This window comes from Pseudomonas massiliensis, from assembly GCF_000826105.1.
Taxonomy (GTDB): domain Bacteria; phylum Pseudomonadota; class Gammaproteobacteria; order Pseudomonadales; family Pseudomonadaceae; genus Aquipseudomonas; species Aquipseudomonas massiliensis.
In genome coordinates, this window is record NZ_CCYK01000007.1 from 525,281 (window position 1) to 547,532 (window position 22,252).

Genomic DNA, 22,252 nt, shown 5'->3' on the forward strand with positions numbered 1-22,252 from the left:
CTATCCTGCGGCTTCGCCCGGTGTACGGGCGCAGGCCTGCGGGAGACCCGGATGATCGTCAGCAAGTTGCCGAACGTCGGCACCACCATCTTTACCACCATGTCGCAGCTCGCCGCGCAGACCGGCGCGCTCAACCTGAGCCAGGGGTTCCCCGACTTCGACGGCCCGCTGGCGTTGCGAGAGGCGGTGGCGCGGCATGTAATGGAAGGGCATAACCAGTACTCGCCCATGACTGGCCTGCTGGCGTTGCGCGAACAGGTTTCGGCCAAGATCGCTCGCTGTCATGGCGCCCAGGTGAACCCGGATACCGAAGTGACCATTACGCCGGGTGCTACGGAGGCCATCTTCTGCGCGATCCAGGCGGTGGTACGCCCTGGCGATGAAGTGATCGTATTCGACCCGGTGTACGACAGCTACGAGCCTTCGGTGGAATTGGCCGGAGGGCGCTGTGTACACGTTCAACTCAACCCGGACACCTTCGCTATCGACTGGGAACGTCTGGAAGCGGCACTGAGCCCCCGTACCCGCCTGATCATGCTCAACAGCCCGCACAACCCCAGCGGTGCCTTGATCAGCCGACAGGATCTCGACCGCCTGGCGGAACTGGTTCAGGCGCGCGGCCTGTACCTGGTCAGCGATGAGGTCTATGAACATCTGGTGTACGACGGCGCGCGTCACGCCAGCGTGCTTGCGCATCCCGCTCTGTACGAACGGGCCTTCGTGGTCAGCTCCTTTGGCAAGACCTACCACGTCACCGGTTGGAAGACCGGGTATGTGGTGGCGCCACCAGCCTTGAGCGCCGAACTTCGCAAGATCCATCAGTATGTGAACTTCTGTGGGGTGACGCCCCTGCAGTGGGGACTGGCCGAGTACATGGCGCAGCACCCGGAACATGTCGCTGAGCTGCCAGGCTTCTATCAGGCCAAGCGGGATCTGTTCTGCGATCTGCTGGACCGCTCGCGTTTCACCTTCACGCGCACTCCCGCTACTTACTTCCAGGTAGTGGACTATTCCGCGATCCGGCCAGACCTCAACGATGTGGACATGTGCTTGTGGATGACCCGCGAGCATGGGGTGGCCGCCATTCCGATTTCCGTGTTTTACCAAACCCCTGTTGAAGGCCAACGGCTTGTGCGCTTGTGCTTCGCCAAACGGGAGGGCACATTGCGGGCCGCTGCGGAGAAACTATGCGCGATCTGAACGATTTGCCGGATCTCAAGCTGGCGCTGGTCCAGAGCGACCTGGCCTGGCATGACCGGGACGCCAATCTGGCTCGCTTCGCTCTACTTTTGGAAAAGGCGCAAGGGGCTGATCTGGTCGTGCTTCCAGAGATGTTCACCACCGGCTTTTCCATGGATTCGGCCAGCCTGGCCGAGCCGGAGCAGGGGCCGACCAGCGCCTGGCTCAAGGAGCAGGCCGCACGCCTGGACGCGGTGATCACCGGTAGCCTGATCATTCAAGCCGCCGATGGCAGCTACCGCAATCGGTTGCTGTGGGCGCGCCCGGATGGCGCTCTATTGCACTACGACAAGCGTCATCTGTTCCGCATGGCCGGCGAACATGAGCATTACACCGCGGGGGAACGTCAGGTTCGGCTGGAAGTGAAGGGTTGGCGAGTCCGCCCGCTGATCTGCTATGACCTGCGTTTCCCGGTGTGGAGCCGGGACCCGGAGAATACCGACCTGTTGCTCTACACCGCCAACTGGCCAGGCGCGCGTCGCCATCACTGGAATCGTCTGCTGCCGGCCCGAGCCATCGAGAACCTATGCTACGTGGCGGCAGTGAACCGGGTAGGCACGGATGGCAAGGGCTATCCCTATACCGGTGACAGCCAGGTGCTGGATTTCCAGGGTGAGACTTTGCTGAACGCCGGCGAGGGGGAGGGAGTATTCAGTCTCACCCTGAGCAGCGCCGAGCTTGCCGCCTATCGCAAGCGGTTCCCCGCGCATCTGGATGCCGACCGGTTCGAATTGGGGTAAGCACCTGTGAAGCAAGCGAACTATGCCAGTTACCGAAGGTCGAGGCAGGTTCGCTAGCTCCACGAATGTTTACCGCCGGGTCAAGCAGCCTGAGCCGTGCGCTGGCTCAGGGAGCGGTTCAGGGCGCTGAACAGTGCCTTGAAGCTGGCGGTGGTGATATTTTCATCGATGCCGATGCCATGCACGGGGCGCTCGCCCGCCACGCGCAGTTCGATGTAGGCCGCTGCCTTGGCATTGGTGCCCGCGCTGATGGCGTGCTCGTTGTAGTCCATGATTTCCACATTGATCGGCAGAGCGCTGACCAAGGCTTCCAGGGCGCCGTTGCCCTTGCCTTTCCAGTGCAGCGTTTCACCATCGCTGCTGATTTCCACGTTTACCTGGCTATTGCCGTTTTCCTCCGCCAAGCGGTGGCTGACCAGCGCGTAGGGCAGATTGGCCTGCAGGTATTCCTTCTGCAGCAGCTTGTAGATCTGCTCGGCGGTCATTTCCAGGCCGAGGCGGTCGGTTTCGCCTTGTACCACCTGGCTGAATTCGATCTGCATGCGGCGCGGCAGGCTGATGCCATATTCCTGTTCCAGCAGGTAGGTGATGCCACCCTTGCCGGACTGGCTGTTCACGCGAATGACCGCTTCATAGCTACGGCCGATGTCCGCCGGGTCGATGGGCAGGTAGGGCACTTCCCACACGGCGTCCTCTTTCTGCTGGGCGAAGCCCTTGCGAATGGCATCCTGGTGGGAGCCGGAGAACGCCGTATGAACCAGATCGCCCACATAGGGGTGACGCGGATGCACAGGCAGTTGGTTGCATTCCTCTACTACCTTGCGTACGCCGTCGATGTCCGAGAAGTCCAGCCCAGGGTCGATACCCTGGGTGTAGAGGTTCAGCGCCAGGGTCACCAGGTCCACGTTACCGGTACGTTCGCCGTTACCGAAGAGGCAGCCCTCGACCCGGTCCGCCCCTGCCATCAAGCCCAGTTCGGTGGCGGCCACGCCGGTGCCACGGTCATTGTGGGTATGCAGGCTGATCAGCACGCTGTCACGACGGTTGATATGGCGGCAGAACCACTCGATCTGGTCCGCGTATACGTTTGGCGTCGACACTTCCACGGTGGCCGGCAGGTTAAGGATGATCTTGTGCTCGGGGGTCGGGTTCCAGACCTCGATCACCGCATCGCAGACTTCCTTGGCGAACTCCAGCTCGGTCGCGCTGAAGGTTTCCGGCGAGTACTGGAAGGTCCATTGGGTTTCAGGCTGTTGCGCGGCGTATTTGACGAACAGCTTGGCCGCATTGACCGCGATCTCCTTTACGCCTTGCTTGTCCTGGTTGAAGACGATCCGGCGGAACGAAGGCGAGGTGGCGTTATAGAGGTGGACGATGGCCTTTTTAGCGCCGCGCAGGGATTCGAAGGTGCGGGCGATCAGGTCTTCCCGGGCCTGGGTCAGCACCTGGATGGTGGTGTCCTCGGGCACATGGCCGCCCTCGATCAGGGTACGGATGAAGTCGAAGTCCGTTTGCGAGGCGGAAGGGAAGGCCGCTTCGATTTCCTTCACACCCACCTTCACCAACGTTTTCCAGAACCGCAGCTTCTTCTCCGCGTCCATCGGTTCGATCAGCGACTGGTTACCGTCACGCAAGTCGGAACTGCACCAGACGGGTGCCTCCGTGATCGCCCTGGACGGCCAGGTGCGGTCGGGCAGGTCGATGGTCGGGAAAGCACGGTATTTCTTCGAAGGGTCTTTGAGCATGGTCATGATGAATTGTCCTTGGTCGGCTCGAGCTGGAGCCTGCCTGAATGCATGAGGTGTAGAAAGCATGGCCGAAGTGAGGTTTCAGCCAGGCAGTCGCTCGCTGACGAGGCAAAGGCTTCGATGTTGGCGGGCTATGATGAGGGTCTGTGCGTCTTTCATGAGGTCAACCCTAAACACTGCAGGGAAAGATCGCAAGCTGAGCGGAAAAAATGGCAGGAATTCTCGCTTCAGGCCTGTTTCAAGCAGATACAAGCGCTCGAGTCGCCCTTTTTTGCCGTTGATTGCTCGGGTTTTCCCCTGCTGCCAGTCTCGCTTCCCATGACCATGGAGTAGGGCTCACTCTTTGCCGATGAAAATGGCCGGGTCTACCCTTGCATCGTTCAAGCTGACGTTCCAGTGCATGTGCGGCCCGGTGGCGCGGCCCGTACTCCCCACGCGGCCGACCACAGCACCACGCGCCAGCGCCTGGCCTGGCTTCACGTCCACCCTGGACATATGGCAGAACATGCTGATGAAGCCTTGGCCGTGATCCACGAATACGGTCTTGCCGTTGAAGAAATAATCGCCCACCAGGATCACCTTGCCGGCGGCAGGGGTCTTGATGGGTGTTCCGGCGGGTACGGCAAAATCCAGGCCGGCATGGGGGTTACGCTCTTCGCCATTGAAGAAGCGACGTACGCCGAAGCGGCTCGACAGCGGGCCGTTGACTGGCTTGTCCAGCAGCAGGTTGCTGGGCGTGCCTTGGCTGAAGCTGGCGTAGGCGCGGTTCTGTTCGGCCAGCTCCTTGTCGATGCGGGCCAGATCCTGGGGTTCGGGATTGACCTGGCGCTTGTTCTTCAGCGTGATGTGCTGTTCCGGGTAGGCCTTGCTACCTACCGTGAAGGCAACGGTGCGTTGGCCGTCCGCCTGTCGCACTTGCAGGGTTTGCTGCCCTGGTGGCGTTTTCAGTGCGATGCCTACCACGGCACGCCAGGTGTCCTGTTCCTTTACCACCAGGACGGGTTTGTTGCCGAGGAAGGCTCGCGGCGCCTCCGCCGCCTGGCCCAGGTCCAGCACCGCCACGCCCCCGGGCACGGGCCGGTTCAGTTGCCGGCTGAGGTAGCTGTCGGCCCAGGCGGGCAGGGCGGCTAGGGCGAGCAGGGCGGCGAGCAGTCGAAGCATGTTCAATCCAATAGCGAAAGTGTGACCGGGGTAAGGTGGTTGTCTTCCACCCGTACGCTGAGTTCGCCATCGCCCAGGCGGGCGGTGAGCTTCTGCCCAGGGGGCGCCTGCTCGGCGCGGCGGATCGCCTGGCCACGCTCGTCCAGCAGGATGCTGTAGCCGCGGCCCAGCGTGGCCAGAGGGCTGACGATATGCAGGGTCTGCGCCTGCGCCTGCAACTGCAGGCGGCGGGCCTTGAGCTGGTCGAGCATCACCTTTGGCAAACGCTGTTCGAGCATGCGCAGGCGCTCGCGCAGCACAGCCAGGGTGCGCCCGGGGTGCTGCGCGGCTAGGCGCGCGTCCAGATGGACGAGGCGTTGCTGGCGATGGTGTAGTGCCGTGTCGAAGGCTCGGCGCAGGCGCATGTCCAGGTCGTCGAGGCGCTGTGCCTGCTGGCGCAGCCGCTCGCCGGGGTGCCGCAGGCGGCGGGCCAGACCTTCCAGGCGCAGCCGGTCATGGGCCAGGCGTTGCTGCATGCGCAACAGCAGACGCCGCTGCAGCCCGGCCAACTGGCGCTGCAGGTCATTGCTGTCTGGCGCCAGGAGTTCAGCTGCCGCCGTGGGCGTTGGGGCGCGTACGTCGGCAACGAAGTCACTGATGGATACATCGGTTTCATGGCCCACCGCGCTGACCACTGGCGTAACACAGGCGTCGACGGCGCGCGCCACGGCTTCCTCATTGAAGCACCAGAGGTCTTCCAGCGAACCGCCGCCACGGGCAAGGATGATGGCATCGAAGCCGTGACGGTCGGCCAGGCCCAGGGCTCGGACGATCTGGCTGATGGCCTCGCGGCCCTGCACCGCGGTGGGAATCACCGTGAGCTGCACCTGCGGCGCGCGGCGGCGGAATACGCTGATGATGTCTCGTATCACCGCGCCACCAGGGGAGGTGACGATACCGATGCGGCGAGGATGCGCCGGCAGGCTCTGCTTGCGCTCGGCGCTGAACAGCCCTTCGGCGCTCAGCTTTTCCTTCAGTGCCTCGAAGGCCAGACGCAAGGCGCCGTCACCGGCGGGCTCGACCGTATCCAGGATAAGCTGGTAATCGCCGCGACCTTCGAACAGCGATACCTTGCCGCGCACCTTGACCGCCAGGCCATCGCGTAGCGCCTGGCGCACCCGGGCCGCATTCTGCCGGAACAGCGCGCAGCGCACCTGGGCGCCGGCGTCCTTGAGCGTGAAGTACATATGTCCGGAGGCGGGGCGCGCCAGGTTGGAAATTTCGCCTTCCACCCAGACACTGCTGAAAACGTCCTCGAGCAGCACCCGGGCGCGCCCGTTGAGCTGGGAGACGGTAAGTACCTGGCGATCCAGGCCGAGCCTGGCAAAGGGGTCGTTATTCATGGGGCGATCATAAGGCTAACCCCCGGCCCCTGTCGCGGCTGGTGGTAGAATGTTGCATTCTTACCCGAGGTAGAACGATTCGCTCATGGCTTCGCAAAGCATCCTGGTCCCGCAACTGTCCACCGTGCCCGGCAACGAAGGCGCCGCCAGCCTGATGCTGCGCTGGCTGGTGCACAAGAACGTAGTGGATGGCCAGTTGACCACCTGTTGCCGCGGCGGCAACGGCATGGGCTACGCCATCGCCGAGGGCGCGCGGCGAGTGGTGCGCCACCCCGAGCGCCTGCCTTTCGAGGAGAAATTCAACGGCCTGCGCATCGTTACCAGGCGCTGCATCTATACGCCGCAGAAGGGCTTCCTCGAAGAAGCCGGCTGTCCCCAGTGCCGCCGGGAAGTGGGGGAGCCGCTGTTCGAAAGCCTGGATGAGTGGTACCCCGGCCACACGAACAACTTCACGTGCCCGCTCTGTGGTTTCGAAGACGATATCAACGGCTTCCTGTTCCTGCAGCCCTGCGGGTTCTCCGACCTGGGCTTCATCTTCGATGGCTGGAGCGAGGCGCAATTCACCGATGGCTTCCTGGCCGATTTCGCCGAGCGCCTGGATTGGCCGGTCCGTCGGGTGGACGTGCAGCTGTAGAGCAAGGGCGCATTGAGCCGCGAACGATCTCCCGGTATAATGGCGCGCTTCCATTTTTCCCGCCCGGGAGCCCCCGCGATGCTGCGTATCAGCCAAGAAGCCCTGACTTTCGACGACATTCTTTTGGTCCCTGGTTATTCAGAGGTCCTGCCCAACGAAGTCAGCCTCAAGACCCGTTTGACCCGGGGCATCGAGTTGAACATCCCCCTGGTATCCGCCGCCATGGATACCGTCACCGAAGCCCGCCTGGCCATCGCCATGGCGCAGGAAGGTGGCATCGGCATCATTCACAAGAACATGACCATCGAGCAGCAGGCCGCGGAAGTCCGCAAGGTCAAGAAGTTCGAGGCTGGCGTGGTGAAGGATCCGATCACCATCGAGGCTGGCGCTTCGGTGCGCGACCTGTTCGACCTTACCCGCCAGCACAATATTTCCGGAGTGCCGGTGCTGCATGATGGCGACCTGGTGGGCATCGTCACTTCCCGCGACGTGCGTTTCGAAACCCGCCTGGACATCCCGGTGCGCGAGGTCATGACCCCCCGTGATCGCCTGGTGACCGTACGCGAAGGCGCCACCAAGGAAGAAGTCCGGCAGTTGCTGCACAAGCACCGCCTGGAAAAGGTCCTGATCGTTGACGACCACTTCCAGCTCAAGGGCATGATGACCGTCAAGGACATCGAGAAGGCCAAGGCCTACCCGCTGGCGAGCAAGGATGACCAGGGCCGCCTGCGGGTCGGCGCCGCCGTCGGTACCGGCAAGGATACCGGCGAGCGCGTTGCCGCCCTGGTGGCCGCCGGCGTCGATGTGGTGGTGGTGGACACCGCCCATGGCCACTCCAAGGGGGTGATCGACCGTGTGCGCTGGGTGAAGGAGAACTTCCCCCAGGTGCAGGTGATCGGTGGCAACATCGCCACTGGCGCCGCTGCCCGTGCCCTGGTGGAAGCGGGTGCCGATGGCGTGAAGGTCGGCATCGGCCCAGGCTCGATCTGCACCACCCGCATCGTCGCTGGTGTGGGCGTGCCACAGATCAGCGCCGTGGCCAACGTGGCCGAGGCGCTGAAAGACACTGACGTTCCCTTGATCGCCGACGGTGGCATCCGCTTCTCCGGCGACCTTTCCAAGGCCATAGTCGCCGGCGCCTATTGCGTGATGATGGGTTCGATGTTCGCCGGTACCGAGGAAGCGCCAGGCGAGATCGAGCTCTTCCAGGGCCGCTCCTACAAGGCCTACCGCGGCATGGGCTCGCTCGGCGCCATGGCTCAGGCCCAGGGCTCTTCGGATCGCTACTTCCAGGATTCTTCCGCAGGCGCCGAGAAACTGGTACCGGAAGGGATCGAAGGCCGCGTGCCCTACAAGGGCGTGCTTTCCGCCATCATCCACCAGCTGATGGGCGGCCTGCGCTCCTCCATGGGCTACACCGGCAGCGCCAACATCCAGGAGATGCGGACCAAGCCCGAGTTCGTGCGCATTACCGGCGCCGGCATGGCCGAGTCCCATGTGCACGATGTACAGATCACCAAGGAAGCGCCCAACTACCGGGTTGGCTGACGGGTCGGGCGAAGCCGACAGATTCAAGCTATAAGCTTCAAGCGGCAAGCCTGAAGCGAGACGCAGCCGCCGCGTTTTCGATAACGTCGCGGCTGCGTTGCTCATAACAACTTGCAGCTCGCGGCCTGCAGCTGCCTTTCAAGAGTTCCCTCATGGCCCTCGATATTCACGCCCACCGCATCCTGATTCTCGACTTCGGTTCTCAGTACACTCAGCTGATCGCCCGCCGCGTGCGCGAGATCGGTGTCTACTGCGAGCTGCACCCCTTCGACATGGATGACGAGGCGATTCGCGCCTTTGCCCCGCAGGGCATCATCCTGGCGGGCGGCCCGGAGTCCGTGCACGAGGCCGACAGCCCCCGCGCGCCCCAGGCCGTATTCGACCTGAACGTGCCGCTGCTGGGCATCTGCTACGGCATGCAGACCATGGCCGAGCAGTTGGGCGGCCGGGTGGAAGGCTCCAGCCTGCGCGAGTTCGGCTATGCGCGGGTGGATGTGGTTGGCAGGAGCCGCCTGCTCGACGGCATCGAGGACCACATTGACGCCGACGGCGTGCTGGGCCTGGACGTCTGGATGAGCCACGGCGACAAGGTCACCGAGATTCCATCCAGCTTCCACGTGCTGGCCAGCACCCCGAGCTGCCCCATCGCCGGCATGGCCGATGACACCCGTGGTTACTATGGCGTGCAGTTCCACCCCGAAGTGACCCACACCAAGCAGGGCGGGCGCATCCTGTCCCGTTTCGTGCTGGATATCTGCGGTTGCGAAGCCCTGTGGACGCCGTCGCGCATCGCCGACGACGCCATCGAGCAGGTCCGTGCGCAGGTAGGCGACGCCAACGTGCTGCTGGGCCTGTCCGGTGGCGTGGATTCCTCCGTGGTGGCCGCGCTCCTGCACAAAGCCATTGGCGACCAACTTACCTGCGTATTCGTGGACAACGGCCTGCTGCGCCTGCATGAAGGCGAGCAAGTGATGGCCATGTTCGCCGAGAACATGGGCGTGAAGGTGATCCGCGCCAATGCCGAGGCTCAGTTCCTGGAAAACCTCGCCGGCGAGGCGGACCCGGAAAAGAAGCGCAAGATCATCGGGCGCACCTTCATCGACGTCTTCGATGCCGAAGCCAGCAAGCTGCACAACATCCAGTTCCTCGCCCAGGGCACCATCTACCCGGATGTGATCGAATCGGCCGGCGCCAAGAGCGGCAAGGCCCATGTGATCAAGTCCCACCACAACGTAGGCGGCCTGCCGGAGGAAATGAACCTCAAGCTGGTCGAGCCGCTGCGCGAGTTGTTCAAGGACGAAGTTCGCCGCCTTGGCCTGGAACTGGGCCTGCCCTACGACATGGTCTACCGCCATCCCTTCCCGGGCCCTGGCCTGGGCGTGCGCATCCTTGGAGAAGTGAAGAAGGAGTACGCGGACCTGTTGCGCCAGGCGGACCACATCTTCATCGAGGAACTGCGCAAGGCCGACTGGTACCACAAGGTCAGTCAGGCCTTCGTCGTGTTCCAGCCGGTGAAGTCCGTCGGCGTGGTCGGCGACGGCCGCCGTTACGCCTGGGTCGTGGCCCTTCGCGCGGTGGAAACCATCGACTTCATGACCGCGCGCTGGGCGCACCTGCCCTATGAATTGCTGGAGAAGGTCAGCGGCCGCATCATCAACGAGATCGAAGGCATCTCGAGGGTCACCTACGACGTGTCCAGCAAGCCGCCAGCGACTATCGAGTGGGAATGATCCTACGTCCGGCATTGTCCGGCACGATCTAGCAAGAAATGCCCTGAAGCCCGCGTAACTGCGGGCTTTTGCGTATAGCAGTTTTGCCAGGACAACCAGCACTTGGCCGAAAAGCAGAAGGCTGACAGGGCCGAGAATAAGGGCCGCCGGCTTATCCAGGATCTATGAGGGCTTTCATTTTGCTAAAGCGCAAGCACCTACAACATAAATGATCCTTGGGAGGTGTAAACCATTTTTCTTTGGTGCGGCAGGCATGGCCATGGCGCAGTGCGGTGCGTCGTGTCAAATCAGCATCACTGCCGACAGACCGATGAGTACGTGAAAAAACAATCAGGCCTGTCTTTACCTTCATTCGCCAGAAGGGGCCGCTGGTTTGGCAAGAAAGCGCCAAACAACCTTTCCGGTGCCTTGAGTCGGCGGCTCGGTGCGTCCTGCCTGTTAGTGTGTTACCTTTCAAGTGGAAATTGATCAAGCCGTTTAGGGGTATACAAGCCATGAACCGCAAGCTGACCACCTATGGCATATCCATAGTAGCAAGGCCAAAAATCAAAGCGACCAAGAAGCTGGACTTGAGCGGCGACCAAGGTAGGCAGATCGTTTATACGGAAACCAAGCTAGCTCTTAGAACCCACAAAAAGACGTTTCAGAAGTTGGCTGACATGTAATGGAGTTGATCTTCTTTCCATTTGAACGTGTCATCGAGATAAACACGCAGATCCTGGCGACCGAGCCCGGCATGAAAGGGGCAGTAAATATTCCGATCTTATAAGGTGCGCTGGCCCGAATCGACAATGCGATCGCCTACGAAGGCCTTGATGATGTATTTGAAATTGCCGCTAAATACACTGCCAGTATCGCACAAGGTCACGCTCTCCCCGATGCCAACAAGCGTACCGGGCTGGCAGTAGGCTTGGAATACCTTTCGCTCAATGATTATGAAATTACTCTAGATAATGATCTGCTAGCGGATGCCGTCAGGGATTTGGTTATCGGTGACATCGATCAGTATGATTTCGCCGATATCCTCTACTCCTCCTTCATTGCTTCTCAAAATCAGGCTTAGTGCTCGGAGGGCTTTTTTAGGGGTGCCGGCCTGATAGTCCAGTCATGATAATGCGGCGGAGCCCGGCCCGCTCGGCGCGCCGGGCGTTTCATTTATTGCGCTGTCAGCTTACTGGCCGGTATGGGGCTCAAGCATGGCCAGGGTTACTGGCGCTTGCACCGGCCCGGCATGGGTATTGAGTATATCCCCACATCCCTCTCGCTGAGGCAGCCATGCTGCTTGGCGGCAGGGCCCGACCAAGGACCGTGGCCTTGGCCAGAGCAGGCTCAAAACCTCGCTAGGAGGAAGCCTGATTTCATTGCACTCGTCGTAGACGCCCACGTGGGTATCGGCTCTGTAGAAGCCGCTTGGGCAGTATCCGGATATACCAGCACCAATGAGTCGCCCTGCCTGACCGATGCTCTTAAAATTTGCCGCTCACCCGTGTATGGTATCGGCCCCCTGATGGGCTTACCCCAGGTTTACGCCAGAGGTTCCAAACCACCATGTCCTTCACTCGTCGCCAGATCCTTGCGGGCCTTTCCGGCCTGGCTGTGTTAGGGCTGGGAGCGGGCGGTGCCGCCCGCTATTGGCTGGGCCGTAACGAAGCGGCGACCACCCACGACTATGAGCTGATCGCGGCGCCCCTGGATGTTGAGCTGGTGCCGGGCTTCCAGACGCCCGCCTGGGCCTTCGGCGGCTCGGCGCCCGGGCAGGAATTGCGGGTTCGGCAAGGCGACTGGCTGCGGGTGCGCTTTACCAACCGCTTGCCCGTACCCACCACCATCCACTGGCATGGCATACGCCTGCCACTGGAAATGGACGGTGTGCCCTACGTATCGCAGATGCCGGTGCTGCCAGGCGAATCCTTCATTTATCGATTCCGTGTGCCCGATGCGGGCAGCTACTGGTATCACCCTCACGTGGCCAGCAGCGAGCAATTGGGACGGGGCCTGGTCGGGCCATTGATCATCGAGGAGCGCGAACCGACGGGCTTCGTTCACGAGCGCACCTTGAGCCTGAAGAACTGGCACGTGGACGAACAGGGCGCGTTCCTGCCCTTCAGCATTCCCCGTGAAGCGGCACGCAACGGCACCCTGGGCCGGCTGTCGACCATCAATGGCGTGGCCAATCCCACTGTGGAGTTGCCAGCCGGCCAGATCGTCCGCCTTCGTTTGCTCAACCTGGATAACACCGCCACCTATCGGCTGAACCTCAAAGGGGCCGGCGAGGCCCGGCTGTATGCCCTGGACGGCAACCCCATCGAACCCCGCCCTTTCGGCAAGGACTACTGGCTTGGCCCGGGCATGCGAGTGTGCCTGGCCCTGCGCGTGCCGGCGGCGGGGGAGGAAATCGCCCTGCGTGATGGGCCGGTGCGCTTGGGTACGTTCCGCGCCGTGGCCGTGGACGGCCAGACCGGTGACTGGCCCGCGCCCTTGCCGCCCAACCCGGTAGCCGAGCCCGACCTGGCCAGCGCTGAAAAACTCAACTTCAATTTCGAATGGGTCGGCAGCACCGCCGCCGCGGGCGTGGACGCCCCGCCCAGCCTCTGGCAGATCAATGGCGTTGCCTGGGACATCAATGACAAAACCTGTGCCGACCGGCCGATTGCCCGCCTGGAGCGAGGCAAGAGTTATATCTTCGAGCTGAAGAACATGACGCAGTATCAACACCCGGTCCACCTGCACGGCATGAGCTTCAAGGTAATCCGGTCCAATCGGCGCAAGATCATCCCTTACTTCACTGACACCTTCCTGCTGGGGCGCAATGAACGCGCCCAGGTCGCCCTGGTGGCCGATAATCCTGGTACCTGGATGTTCCACTGCCATGTGATCGACCACATGGAAACCGGCCTGATGGCCGCCATACAGGTGACCTGATGCGCCAGCCCCTGATCGTGGACCGCAGTCGGGATACCCATTTCATGCAACAGGCCCTTGAGCTGGCCGAGCGGGGCGCGGCCTTGCGTGAGGTGCCCGTAGGCGCTGTGGTGGTACACCAGGGGGAGGTGATAGGCCAGGGCTTCAATTGCCCGATCAGCACCCACGACCCTAGCGCCCACGCCGAAGTAGTGGCGATTCGAGAGGCCGCCGCCGCGCTGGGTAACTACCGGTTACCGGGCACAACTCTTTACGTGACTCTGGAGCCATGCAGTATGTGCGCGGGCTTGATCGTGCATTCGCGTATCGCTCGTATCGTCTTCGGCGCTGCCGAGCCCAAGGCGGGCATCGTCCAAAGTCAGGGCCGATTCTTCGAGCAGTCGTTCCTCAATCACCGGCCCATGCTGGAAGGCGGCGTGCTTGCCGATGCCTGTGCTGCCTTGCTCAGCGGCTTTTTCAAAAGCAGGCGGGGCGGTTCACGCTGAGCGCGGATAGCGCCACGCCTGGTGCCCTAGTCGACAGGAGTCAGCCCCATCGCTTGCAGGGCCGCGATCAGCCGTTCGAGCGAGGCGTAGGCTCGCCCGCTGACCTGGGGCCATTGGTCCCGGTGAATGACGAATCGGCCATGCGCTCGGACCACCGGCGTGCGCACGATTTCTCCAGCGCGGCTACGGTGTAGCATTTCAAGGTCCTGGCCGCGTTGCGCAATGAGGAAGCTGCCCCGGGCGGCCAGTCGAGTTTCCACGGACTTGTCCAGGTTGACACCGGGCCGGCGGTTGGGCACTCGCAGGCGCAGGTCACTCCTGACCAGAAGCGAGCGCCGGTCCGTGCGAGGCACGATGACACCCTCGTCGGGTTCGATTCCCGCCGCCACGCCGAGAGGAACATCCTCCGCGCGCAGGCTGACGACCCCCTCGAGGTCTGCCAGGCCAAGCGCCTGCAGGTAGCGGTCGGAATGGGTATTGCCAACCAGCGCCACCCATTTACCTTCAGGTGGAGCAGTGCGCATCAATTCGTGAGCGTAATAATTCATTCGCTGCTGGCGAACCGAGTTACGCAGATCGATGCTTACGCGCCCTCCATAGCTGGCGGCGCAGTCTAGGGCCTTGATGCGGATACGGCTTTTCGCCGCAGCCTTTACCACAGCCCTGAAGGTATAGCGGCCGTCAGGATCAGTCTCGTGGCCTTCGTCGAGGTCCTTGAGGTATTGCCGCAGGCGAGGGGGGAGCTTGCCCGTGGTGGCGAGCGCATCCAGGTCGGTCTGGTTGGCATCGGTCAGCAAGTGTTCCATATAAAGTGTTTGCACACCTTCCTTGGCCATGTTCGGAAGTTGCTCCACCAAGAACTGTTTGCCAGCGATGTGTGAGTGAGCTTCGCCGATCACCAGGCCACGACTTTGCGCAAAGATCGAGCGAACGACCTGCTTTCCTGGCATGCTCGCCGCCAGTGGTTCAAGACTAGGGTGGGGTTGCGCTACGGCTCGTTGGAAGAACTGCCAAGCGTCCTCGGTGAGCTGGTCTTGCCTCTGCTCGAAGCTGGCGAATAGCCCGGAGTCGCCTGTGCTCGGATCAACGTAGCCTCGCAGCGTGCGATTCTCCGGATCAAGGATGATCTCGCACAGGCGTTGCTCGTATTGCGCGGGCAAGTCATAGCGGCCAGGTACATAAGGGGTGATGCGAAGCCTTGGATAGCGCGCCCAGGGCCAAAGGTTTCCGAATGGGGCGCCGCCTTGCAGCCTGACGCCTGGCGCCACTACCCAACTGCCAGCTTCGGTGCGAGCTAGGGGCAGGCAGTCGTGGAAAGCGAAGGGCTGCTCCGGATCGACGATCATCCAGGTTTGCAGCTGCGCCGAGTAACGTACACGGTAAGGCAAGCCTTCGATGCTCACGTAGTTCGCGCCTCCTGGTAGCGCATAGATGCCCGCCGCCCTGCCTTCCGTGCCAAGGGGGTAGGCGTCGAGAATCACATTGGCTTCATAGTGCGCCAAGAGGTTGGCCTGGGGGGTAACCTCGGTTGGCTGGGCCAGCAGTGTCGTCTGGTCGGGCAGCTCGGGAAGCTCGATGGTTGTATCAGCTTCGCCGAAGCTGGCACGTTCGGGTATCACCTCGTTCTCGGGAATATTGCCTGGGTTTGCCCATGCACCCCAGAGGTACAGCCCGTTGAACAGCGTATTGATGCTAGCGACTATCGCGCCTGCCACGCCCGCTTCACGCTCGGCCCGTAGGGGCGCATTCAGCGCTTGGTCGACATTCAGGCCGATATCGGCCAGGCCTGCGCCGACCACTGCCAAGGCAACGGGCCAGTCCAGCGCTGCCATGGGGCCAAACACTTGATTGGCGGCACCCAGGTAGCCCAGCCACATCTTCTTTCGTTGCTGCGCATTGCTGAGCAGCAGCAGTTGCGCATCGTCGAGCATGCGCTCTCGGCTCTTGCACGCCAAGGCAGTGAAAGCATCGCCTGCCAGGCGTTGTTCTGGGTGATGAATCCAGGCATCGCCTGCCAGGCTGCCCCAGTGGTAGAACAGTTGATCGATGCTGTGATTCAGGTCGTTGTCGGAGGCCTCCAGGCGCGTCTTCAAGGGGAAATGCAGCACGAATCGAGCCCGGCCCTCTGCGTCCTTCGTGTGTTCCAGCAGCCACCAACGCAAGGCCCTGATGGACTCGAACTTATGCAGACTGCCTGCGGAGCCGGGTACCCACAAGAAATGCTCTCCCTTGGCATTTTCCACGCCCAGGAGATCACTGGACTGACACTCACCGATCTGTAGCAGGTAAACGCGGGTACCCTCCGTGTCGGCCGCGCATTCTGCCGTGAGTTGCTGCATGTCGAGCTCGGCGTGAGCGCCACCGGCCAGCACGCCAAACAGATACCCCAGGTCGGCGTCGGAAATGGCGCCGGTTTGCCGTGCCTCCAGCCCTTGGGCGATGAAGTGCGCCTTGGCCAGCAAGCGGAAGTCGGCCTGATGCTCGCGCCAGAAGGTCCGGGTGTGGTTGAGCAGTCGGGTTTTCGGATCGGTAGCCCACAACCATTCGAGCAATTGGTGCGGTAAAACGCGAACTTCGTTGCGCTCATCGAATACTGGCGCGTCAGGGCCCACTGTGTAGAAACCGCTGAGCTGGTCCAGTTGGTCCTGGGCATCCTGGTCGTTGCTGTTGAAGCGGTGCATGACCAACTGCGCCAGAGTCATCGATTCACTGGGCTTTGCGTAGTGGGCCCAACCCGTGAACGCGCGGGGGCTGCTTACCGCTTCAGCGAAGCGGTGCCAATATACGCGGTCCGGGTCCAGGCCAGGCAAACCATGCGCTTGCAGGAACTCCGCGGCCAGACGCCGGATGCTTTCGCGCAGGTCTGGACAGCTTCGCGCAAGGGTCTGCGCCAGGGCTTGGAGGTAGGGGTGGAGGGAACCAGGCGGGGTTTGTGTCACAGGCGTGTCTCCTCGATAGGGTTTTCGAGGATGTGCCCAGGAAGGTTCCGGCAGGCGCTACATATCTGTGCCGCGCCAGGGGTGAAGCGCCATGGTCAGAGCGGCGGCGAGTTCTTCTGCTCGGCGGGACGCGTCTTGTCTACCCCCGGCACATGCAGGTTGCCGTCGGCCACGGCGGCGCCCTCGCCCTGAGGCTGGGTCACCCAGGTCAGAATGTCGTAGTAACGGCGGATGTTGGCTACGAAATGCACCGGCTCACCGCCCCTGGCATAGCCATAGCGGGTTTTGCTGTACCACTTTTTCTGAGACAGGCGCGGCAGCATCTTTTTCACATCCAGCCATTTGTTCGGGTCCAGCCCCTCGTCCACGGCCAGCTTGCGGGCGTCATCCAGGTGCGCCGTGCCGATGTTGTAGGCCGCCAGGGCGAACCAGGTGCGGTCCGGCTCCTGAATGCTTTCGTCGAGCTGATCCTTGATCAGGGCGAAATACTTGGCGCCCCCGAAGATGCTCTGGCGAGCATCGAGCCGATTGGCCACGCCCATCGCCTGGGCCGTGCTTTGGGTGAGCATCATCAGGCCGCGTACGCCTGTCTTGGAAGTAACGGACGCCTGCCACATCGATTCCTGGTAGCCGATGGCGGCCATCAGTCGCCAATCCACCCGTTCCTGCCTGGCCGCTGCCTGGAAATACTTCTCGAAGCGGGGCAGGCGCTCCTGCAGATGCTGGGCGAAGGTATAGGCGCCTACGTAGCCAAGTACGTCCACATGGCCGTAGTAGCGATCCTTCAGGCGCTGCAGGGTGCCATTGCGGCGGACCTTGTCGAGGAAGCCATCGATCTCGTGCAGCAGGCTGTTGTCGGTACCGGCCGCCACGGCCCAGCGCTGGTCTCGCGCCTCGCCCAGGTCGAAGGCAACCCGCACGTTGGGGAAATACACCTGGTTCATCGCCACTTCGTTGGAGTCCACCAGGGTGTAGTCGATCTGGCCCTCGTCCACCATGCGCAGCAGGTCTACCACCTCCACCGCATCGGATTCTTCGTAGTCGAGCCCGGGATTGCGGGCCTTCAGTTCGGCCAGTTGCTCGGCATGGGTGCTGCCCTTGAGCACGGTGATCTTCTTGCCGACCAGGTCTTTCGGCTCGGTGGGGCGTGCCTGGCCATTGCGGTAGATGATCTGCGGGGTGACTTCCAGGTAGGGGTGGGAAAAGCGCGCGCTCTGCTGGCGCGAGCCGCTGCTGACCAGGCCGGCGGCGGCCAGTACCGGACCGTTTGGCTGGCCCAGGCGGGCGAAGAGGTCGTCGAGGTTGTCGGCGGTCTGGATTTCCAGCTTGACCCCGAGATCGTCGGCGAAACGCTTGACCAGCTCGTACTCGAAACCGGTTTCACCGCTGCGATCCTGGAAATACGTGGCCGGGCTGTTGCGTGTGATCACGCGCAGCACGCCATCTTCCTTTATCCGCTCCAGTGTGCTGGGTTTTTCCACACAGCCGCTGAGCATCAACAGGAAACCGGTTGCAAGGAGCCACAGCGCGTGGCGCATGTGGGGAACGATCGAGGCAAACATAGCCGCAGTATACGCAAAGCGCCCCGCGGGCCATATCTCGACAGTGCAACAGGGTTCTGCTAGGGCAGGGCGGTTCGAACACCGCGACGCCGTCGGCACCGCCCGGCGCTGTCACGGGTGCCTCCGCCGGCGGTTTAGGCTAGAATGCACGACCCAATCTACACCCCTCCCGAGGCTCTCCCCACGATGTTGATCCTGCGCGGCGCTCCTGCCCTTTCTGCCTTTCGCCACGGTAAATTACTGGAGCAACTGAGCCAGAAGGTCCCAGCTGTCACCGGTGTGTACGCCGAGTTCGCCCACTTTGCCGAACTCAAGGCGGACCTCAACGACGAACAGCTGCAAGTGCTGGCTCGCCTGCTCAAGTACGGGCCGAGCGTAGCGGTGCAGGAGCCCAGGGGGCGCCTGTTCCTGGTAGTGCCACGGGCCGGCACCATCTCGCCATGGTCCAGCAAGGCCAGCGACATCGCCCATAACTGCGGCCTGGCCAGCGTGGAGCGGCTCGAGCGCGGGATTGCCTACTACGTCGAAGGCCAGCTGAGCGACGACCAAACCGCTCAGGTCGCGGCGGTGCTGCACGATCGCATGACCCAGCGCGTGCTGGAGCGCCTCGAGGATGCCGCGGCCCTGTTCAGCCATGCCGAGCCTCGCCCGATGACCTCCGTGGATGTGCTCGGTGGCGGCCGCGCGGCCCTCGAGGCGGCCAACGTGAGCCTGGGCCTGGCCCTGGCCGACGACGAAATCGATTACCTGGTCAGCAGCTTCCAGGGTCTCAAGCGCAACCCCAACGACATCGAGCTGATGATGTTCGCCCAGGCGAACTCCGAGCACTGCCGCCACAAGATCTTCAACGCCAGTTGGGACATCGACGGCCAGGCCCAGGAAAAAAGCCTGTTCGGCATGATCAAGAACACCTACCAGATGCACAGCGAGGGCGTACTGTCGGCGTACAAGGACAACGCGGCGGTCATCGTGGGGCACGAGGCGGGGCGTTTCTTCCCCAACCCGGCGACTGGCGAATATGGCGCCGTGCGCGAGCCGGTGCATATTCTGATGAAGGTGGAAACCCATAACCACCCTACCGCCATCGCACCCTTCCCCGGGGCCTCCACCGGTTCCGGCGGAGAGATCCGCGACGAAGGCGCCACCGGCCGTGGCTCCAAGCCCAAGGCCGGCCTGACCGGCTTCACCGTTTCGAACCTGAACATCCCCGGCTTCGAGCAGCCCTGGGAAAAGGCCTACGGCAAGCCGGAGCGTATCGTTACCCCGCTGGATATCATGATCGAGGGCCCCCTGGGTGGCGCCGCCTTCAACAATGAGTTCGGTCGCCCGGCCCTGACCGGTTACTTCCGTACCTTCGAGCAGTCGGTCGACAGCCCCCGTGGTCAGGAAGTGCGGGGTTACCACAAGCCCATCATGCTGGCCGGCGGCCTGGGCAACATTCGCGCCGACCATGTGCAGAAGGGCGAGATTCCGGTGGGCGCCAAGCTGATCGTGCTCGGCGGCCCGGCCATGCTGATCGGCCTGGGCGGCGGCGCCGCTTCCTCCATGGCCACCGGCGCCAGCTCGGCGGACTTGGATTTCGCCTCCGTGCAGCGGGAAAACCCCGAGATGGAGCGCCGCTGCCAAGAGGTCATCGACCGCTGCTGGCAGCTGGGCGACGCCAACCCGATTCGCTTCATCCATGACGTAGGCGCTGGCGGTCTTTCCAATGCCTTCCCGGAGCTGGTCAACGACGGTGGACGTGGCGGCCGCTTCGAGCTGCGCAACGTGCCCAATGACGAGCCTGGCATGGCCCCGCATGAAATCTGGAGCAACGAATCCCAGGAGCGCTATGTGCTGGCGGTGGCGGCCGAGGACTTCCCGCGCTTCCAGGCCATCTGCGAACGCGAGCGCTGCCCGTTCGCGGTGGTCGGCGAAGCCACCGCCGAGCCGCACCTGACCGTGACCGACAGCCACTTCGGCAACAGTCCGGTAGACATGCCGCTGGAAGTGCTTTTGGGCAAGCCGCCGCGCATGCATCGCAGTGTCGCCCGTGAAGCCGAGCAGGGCGATGACTTCGACCCGGCCCGCCTGGACCTGGCCGACGCCATTACCCGAGTCCTGCGGCATCCCGCAGTGGCCAGCAAGAGCTTCCTGATCACCATCGGCGACCGCACCATCACTGGCCTGGTAGCCCGGGACCAGATGGTCGGGCCGTGGCAGGTTCCGGTCGCTGACTGCGCCGTGACGGCCACCAGCTTCGACGTCTACACCGGCGAAGCCATGGCCATGGGGGAACGCACCCCGTTGGCGCTTCTGGACGCCCCGGCTTCCGGGCGCATGGCCATTGGCGAAACCCTCACCAACTTGGCCGCCTCGGCCATTGGCCAGCTGTCCGATATCAAGTTGTCGGCCAACTGGATGGCCGCGGCGGGCCACCCGGGCGAAGACGCTCGCCTGTATGACACCGTCAAGGCAGTGGGCATGGAGCTGTGCCCGGCGCTGGGCATCACCATTCCGGTGGGCAAGGACTCCATGTCCATGCAGACCCGCTGGCGCGAGGAAGGCCAGGACAAGGCGGTCACCTCGCCCATGTCGTTGATCGTCAGTGGCTTCGCGCCGGTCACCGACATCCGCAAGACGCTCACCCCGCAACTGCGTCTGGACAAGGGCGAAACGGACCTGATCCTCATCGACCTGGGCCGCGGCAAGAACCGTATGGGCGCGTCCATTCTGGCGCAGGTGCACGGCCAGCTCGGTCAGGTTGCGCCGGACGTCGACGACGCCGAAGACCTGAAGGCCTTCTTCGCGGTGATCCAGGGGCTCAACGCCGACGGTCACCTGCTGGCCTACCATGACCGTTCCGATGGCGGTCTGCTGGTTACCGCCCTGGAGATGGCTTTCGCCGGCCACTGCGGCCTGGACCTGCGCCTGGATACCCTGGCCCACGGCCGTGAAGACGCTGCGGCGGTACTGTTCAACGAGGAACTGGGGGCGGTCATTCAGGTTCGCCATGACGCCACCCCGGCTATCCTTACCCAGTTCAGCGCCGCTGGCCTGGAAGACTGCGTGGTGGTCATCGGCAGGCCGGTGAACAACGGCCATGTTTCCATTCGCCTGGGCGATGACACCCTGTTCGAAGGCGAGCGACGCCTGCTGCACCGCCAGTGGGCTGAAACCAGCTATCGCATTCAGCGGATGCGCGACAACGCCACCTGCGCGGACCAGGAGTTCGATGCGTTGCTGGAGGAGGACAATCCTGGCTTGCATGCCAAGCTGTCCTTCGACGTCAACCAGAACGTGAGCGCGCCTTATATCAAGAGCGGCGTACGGCCGAAGGTTGCCGTATTGCGCGAACAGGGCGTGAACGGGCAGGTGGAAATGGCCGCCGCCTTCGACCGCGCCGGCTTCAGCGCTCTGGATGTGCACATGAGCGACATCCTGGCCGGCCGGGTCGACCTCGATGACTTCAAGGGCCTGGTGGCCTGCGGCGGTTTCTCCTACGGCGACGTGCTGGGCGCGGGCGAGGGCTGGGCCAAGTCCGCATTGTTCAACAGCCGCGCCCGGGATGCCTTCCAGGCGTTCTTCGAGCGCAGCGACAGCTTTGCCCTGGGCGTGTGCAACGGTTGCCAGATGATGTCCAACCTGCATGAACTCATTCCAGGCAGCGAGCACTGGCCGCACTTCGTACGCAACCGCTCCGAGCAGTTCGAAGCCCGGGTGGCCATGGTGCAGGTGCAGGAATCCAACTCCATCCTGCTGCAAGGCATGGCCGGTTCGCGCATGCCGATCGCCATTGCCCATGGCGAAGGCCACGCGGAATTCGCCAGCGAGCAGGCGCTGATCGAGGCGGATGTTTCCGGCTGCGTCGCGCTGCGGTTCGTGGATAACCATGGGAAGGTCACTGAAACCTACCCGGCCAACCCTAACGGCTCGCCTCGGGGTATCACCGGCCTTACCAGCCGCGACGGACGCGTAACCATCATGATGCCGCACCCGGAACGGGTATTCCGCGCTGTGCAGAACTCATGGTACGGCGACGACTGGAGCGAAGACGGTGGTTGGATGCGCATGTTCCGCAATGCCCGGGTGTGGGTGAACTGATCGCAGGCCAGCACGATCCAGGCGACGGCGAGATACCGGACCGCCTACCCCGTGGCCACCTTGGCGGCGACGGGGCGTG

Annotated in this window: 15 protein-coding genes; 10 read left to right on the forward strand and 5 right to left on the reverse strand. The window is 62.9% G+C overall.

The annotated features are described in order from the left end of the window. Positions 1 to 51 precede the first annotated feature (51 nt). Complete coding sequence (locus BN1188_RS13280) at positions 52 to 1,200, forward strand: pyridoxal phosphate-dependent aminotransferase (RefSeq protein ID WP_040261940.1); 1,149 nt, start codon at positions 52 to 54, stop codon at positions 1,198 to 1,200. Further along, positions 1,188 to 1,979, forward strand: coding sequence for an amidohydrolase (locus tag BN1188_RS13285; protein WP_040261941.1), 792 nt, complete (start codon positions 1,188 to 1,190; stop codon positions 1,977 to 1,979). The genes BN1188_RS13280 and BN1188_RS13285 overlap by 13 nt, the downstream gene beginning before the upstream one ends. An 80-nt stretch (positions 1,980 to 2,059) precedes the next feature. Here BN1188_RS13285 and leuA read toward each other — a convergent pair whose 3' ends face one another. From leuA to xseA, 3 genes are all read right to left on the reverse strand, one after another. Next, on the reverse strand, positions 2,060 to 3,730 hold the full coding sequence (leuA, locus tag BN1188_RS13290) for a 2-isopropylmalate synthase (RefSeq protein WP_040261942.1): 1,671 nt from the start codon (positions 3,728 to 3,730) through the stop codon (positions 2,060 to 2,062). A 333-nt stretch (positions 3,731 to 4,063) separates the two neighbouring features. Then, a complete protein-coding gene (locus BN1188_RS13300) occupies positions 4,064 to 4,888 on the reverse strand; it encodes a peptidoglycan DD-metalloendopeptidase family protein (RefSeq protein ID WP_040261944.1) in 825 nt (274 codons plus the stop codon). Between the two features lie 2 nt (positions 4,889 to 4,890). Beyond that, on the reverse strand, positions 4,891 to 6,270 hold the full coding sequence (xseA, locus tag BN1188_RS13305; protein WP_040261945.1) for an exodeoxyribonuclease VII large subunit: 1,380 nt from the start codon (positions 6,268 to 6,270) through the stop codon (positions 4,891 to 4,893). Between the two features lie 85 nt (positions 6,271 to 6,355). On the opposite strand from xseA, the gene BN1188_RS13310 reads away from it, so the two are divergent. The 7 genes from BN1188_RS13310 (at position 6,356) to tadA (ending at position 13,589) form a co-directional block, all read left to right on the forward strand. Then, the gene (locus tag BN1188_RS13310) at positions 6,356 to 6,904 is read left to right on the forward strand and encodes a hypothetical protein (RefSeq protein WP_040261946.1); all 549 of its coding nucleotides are present in this window, start codon (positions 6,356 to 6,358) and stop codon (positions 6,902 to 6,904) included. Between the two features lie 78 nt (positions 6,905 to 6,982). Beyond that, positions 6,983 to 8,452: an IMP dehydrogenase gene (guaB, locus tag BN1188_RS13315; protein WP_040261947.1), complete on the forward strand. Its 1,470-nt coding sequence runs from the start codon at positions 6,983 to 6,985 to the stop codon at positions 8,450 to 8,452. A 152-nt stretch (positions 8,453 to 8,604) separates the two neighbouring features. Beyond that, positions 8,605 to 10,182, forward strand: coding sequence for a glutamine-hydrolyzing GMP synthase (guaA, locus tag BN1188_RS13320; protein ID WP_040261949.1), 1,578 nt, complete (start codon positions 8,605 to 8,607; stop codon positions 10,180 to 10,182). A gap of 494 nt (positions 10,183 to 10,676) precedes the next feature. Beyond that, on the forward strand, positions 10,677 to 10,847 hold the full coding sequence (locus BN1188_RS13325; RefSeq protein WP_040263938.1) for a hypothetical protein: 171 nt from the start codon (positions 10,677 to 10,679) through the stop codon (positions 10,845 to 10,847). 119 nt (positions 10,848 to 10,966) lie between these two features. Next, positions 10,967 to 11,245, forward strand: coding sequence for a type II toxin-antitoxin system death-on-curing family toxin (locus BN1188_RS13330; protein WP_408633623.1), 279 nt, complete (start codon positions 10,967 to 10,969; stop codon positions 11,243 to 11,245). Between the two features lie 485 nt (positions 11,246 to 11,730). Next, entirely contained in the window at positions 11,731 to 13,104 is a 1,374-nt protein-coding gene (locus BN1188_RS13335; protein ID WP_040261950.1) for a multicopper oxidase family protein, read from the forward strand. Further along, positions 13,104 to 13,589, forward strand: a complete 486-nt coding sequence (gene tadA, locus BN1188_RS13340) for a tRNA adenosine(34) deaminase TadA (RefSeq protein WP_040261951.1) — start codon at positions 13,104 to 13,106, stop codon at positions 13,587 to 13,589. Before BN1188_RS13335 ends, tadA begins: the two co-directional genes overlap by 1 nt. A 26-nt stretch (positions 13,590 to 13,615) precedes the next feature. On the opposite strand, the gene BN1188_RS13345 is transcribed toward tadA, so the two are convergent. Both BN1188_RS13345 and mltF read right to left on the reverse strand, forming a co-directional pair. Beyond that, entirely contained in the window at positions 13,616 to 16,528 is a 2,913-nt protein-coding gene (locus tag BN1188_RS13345; RefSeq protein ID WP_040261952.1) for a membrane-targeted effector domain-containing toxin, read from the reverse strand. Between the two features lie 95 nt (positions 16,529 to 16,623). Next, entirely contained in the window at positions 16,624 to 18,090 is a 1,467-nt protein-coding gene (gene mltF, locus BN1188_RS13350) for a membrane-bound lytic murein transglycosylase MltF (protein ID WP_040261953.1), read from the reverse strand. 186 nt (positions 18,091 to 18,276) lie between these two features. Between mltF and purL the strand changes: the two genes are divergently transcribed. Continuing rightward, entirely contained in the window at positions 18,277 to 22,173 is a 3,897-nt protein-coding gene (purL, locus tag BN1188_RS13355; protein WP_040261954.1) for a phosphoribosylformylglycinamidine synthase, read from the forward strand. Positions 22,174 to 22,252 lie beyond the last annotated feature (79 nt).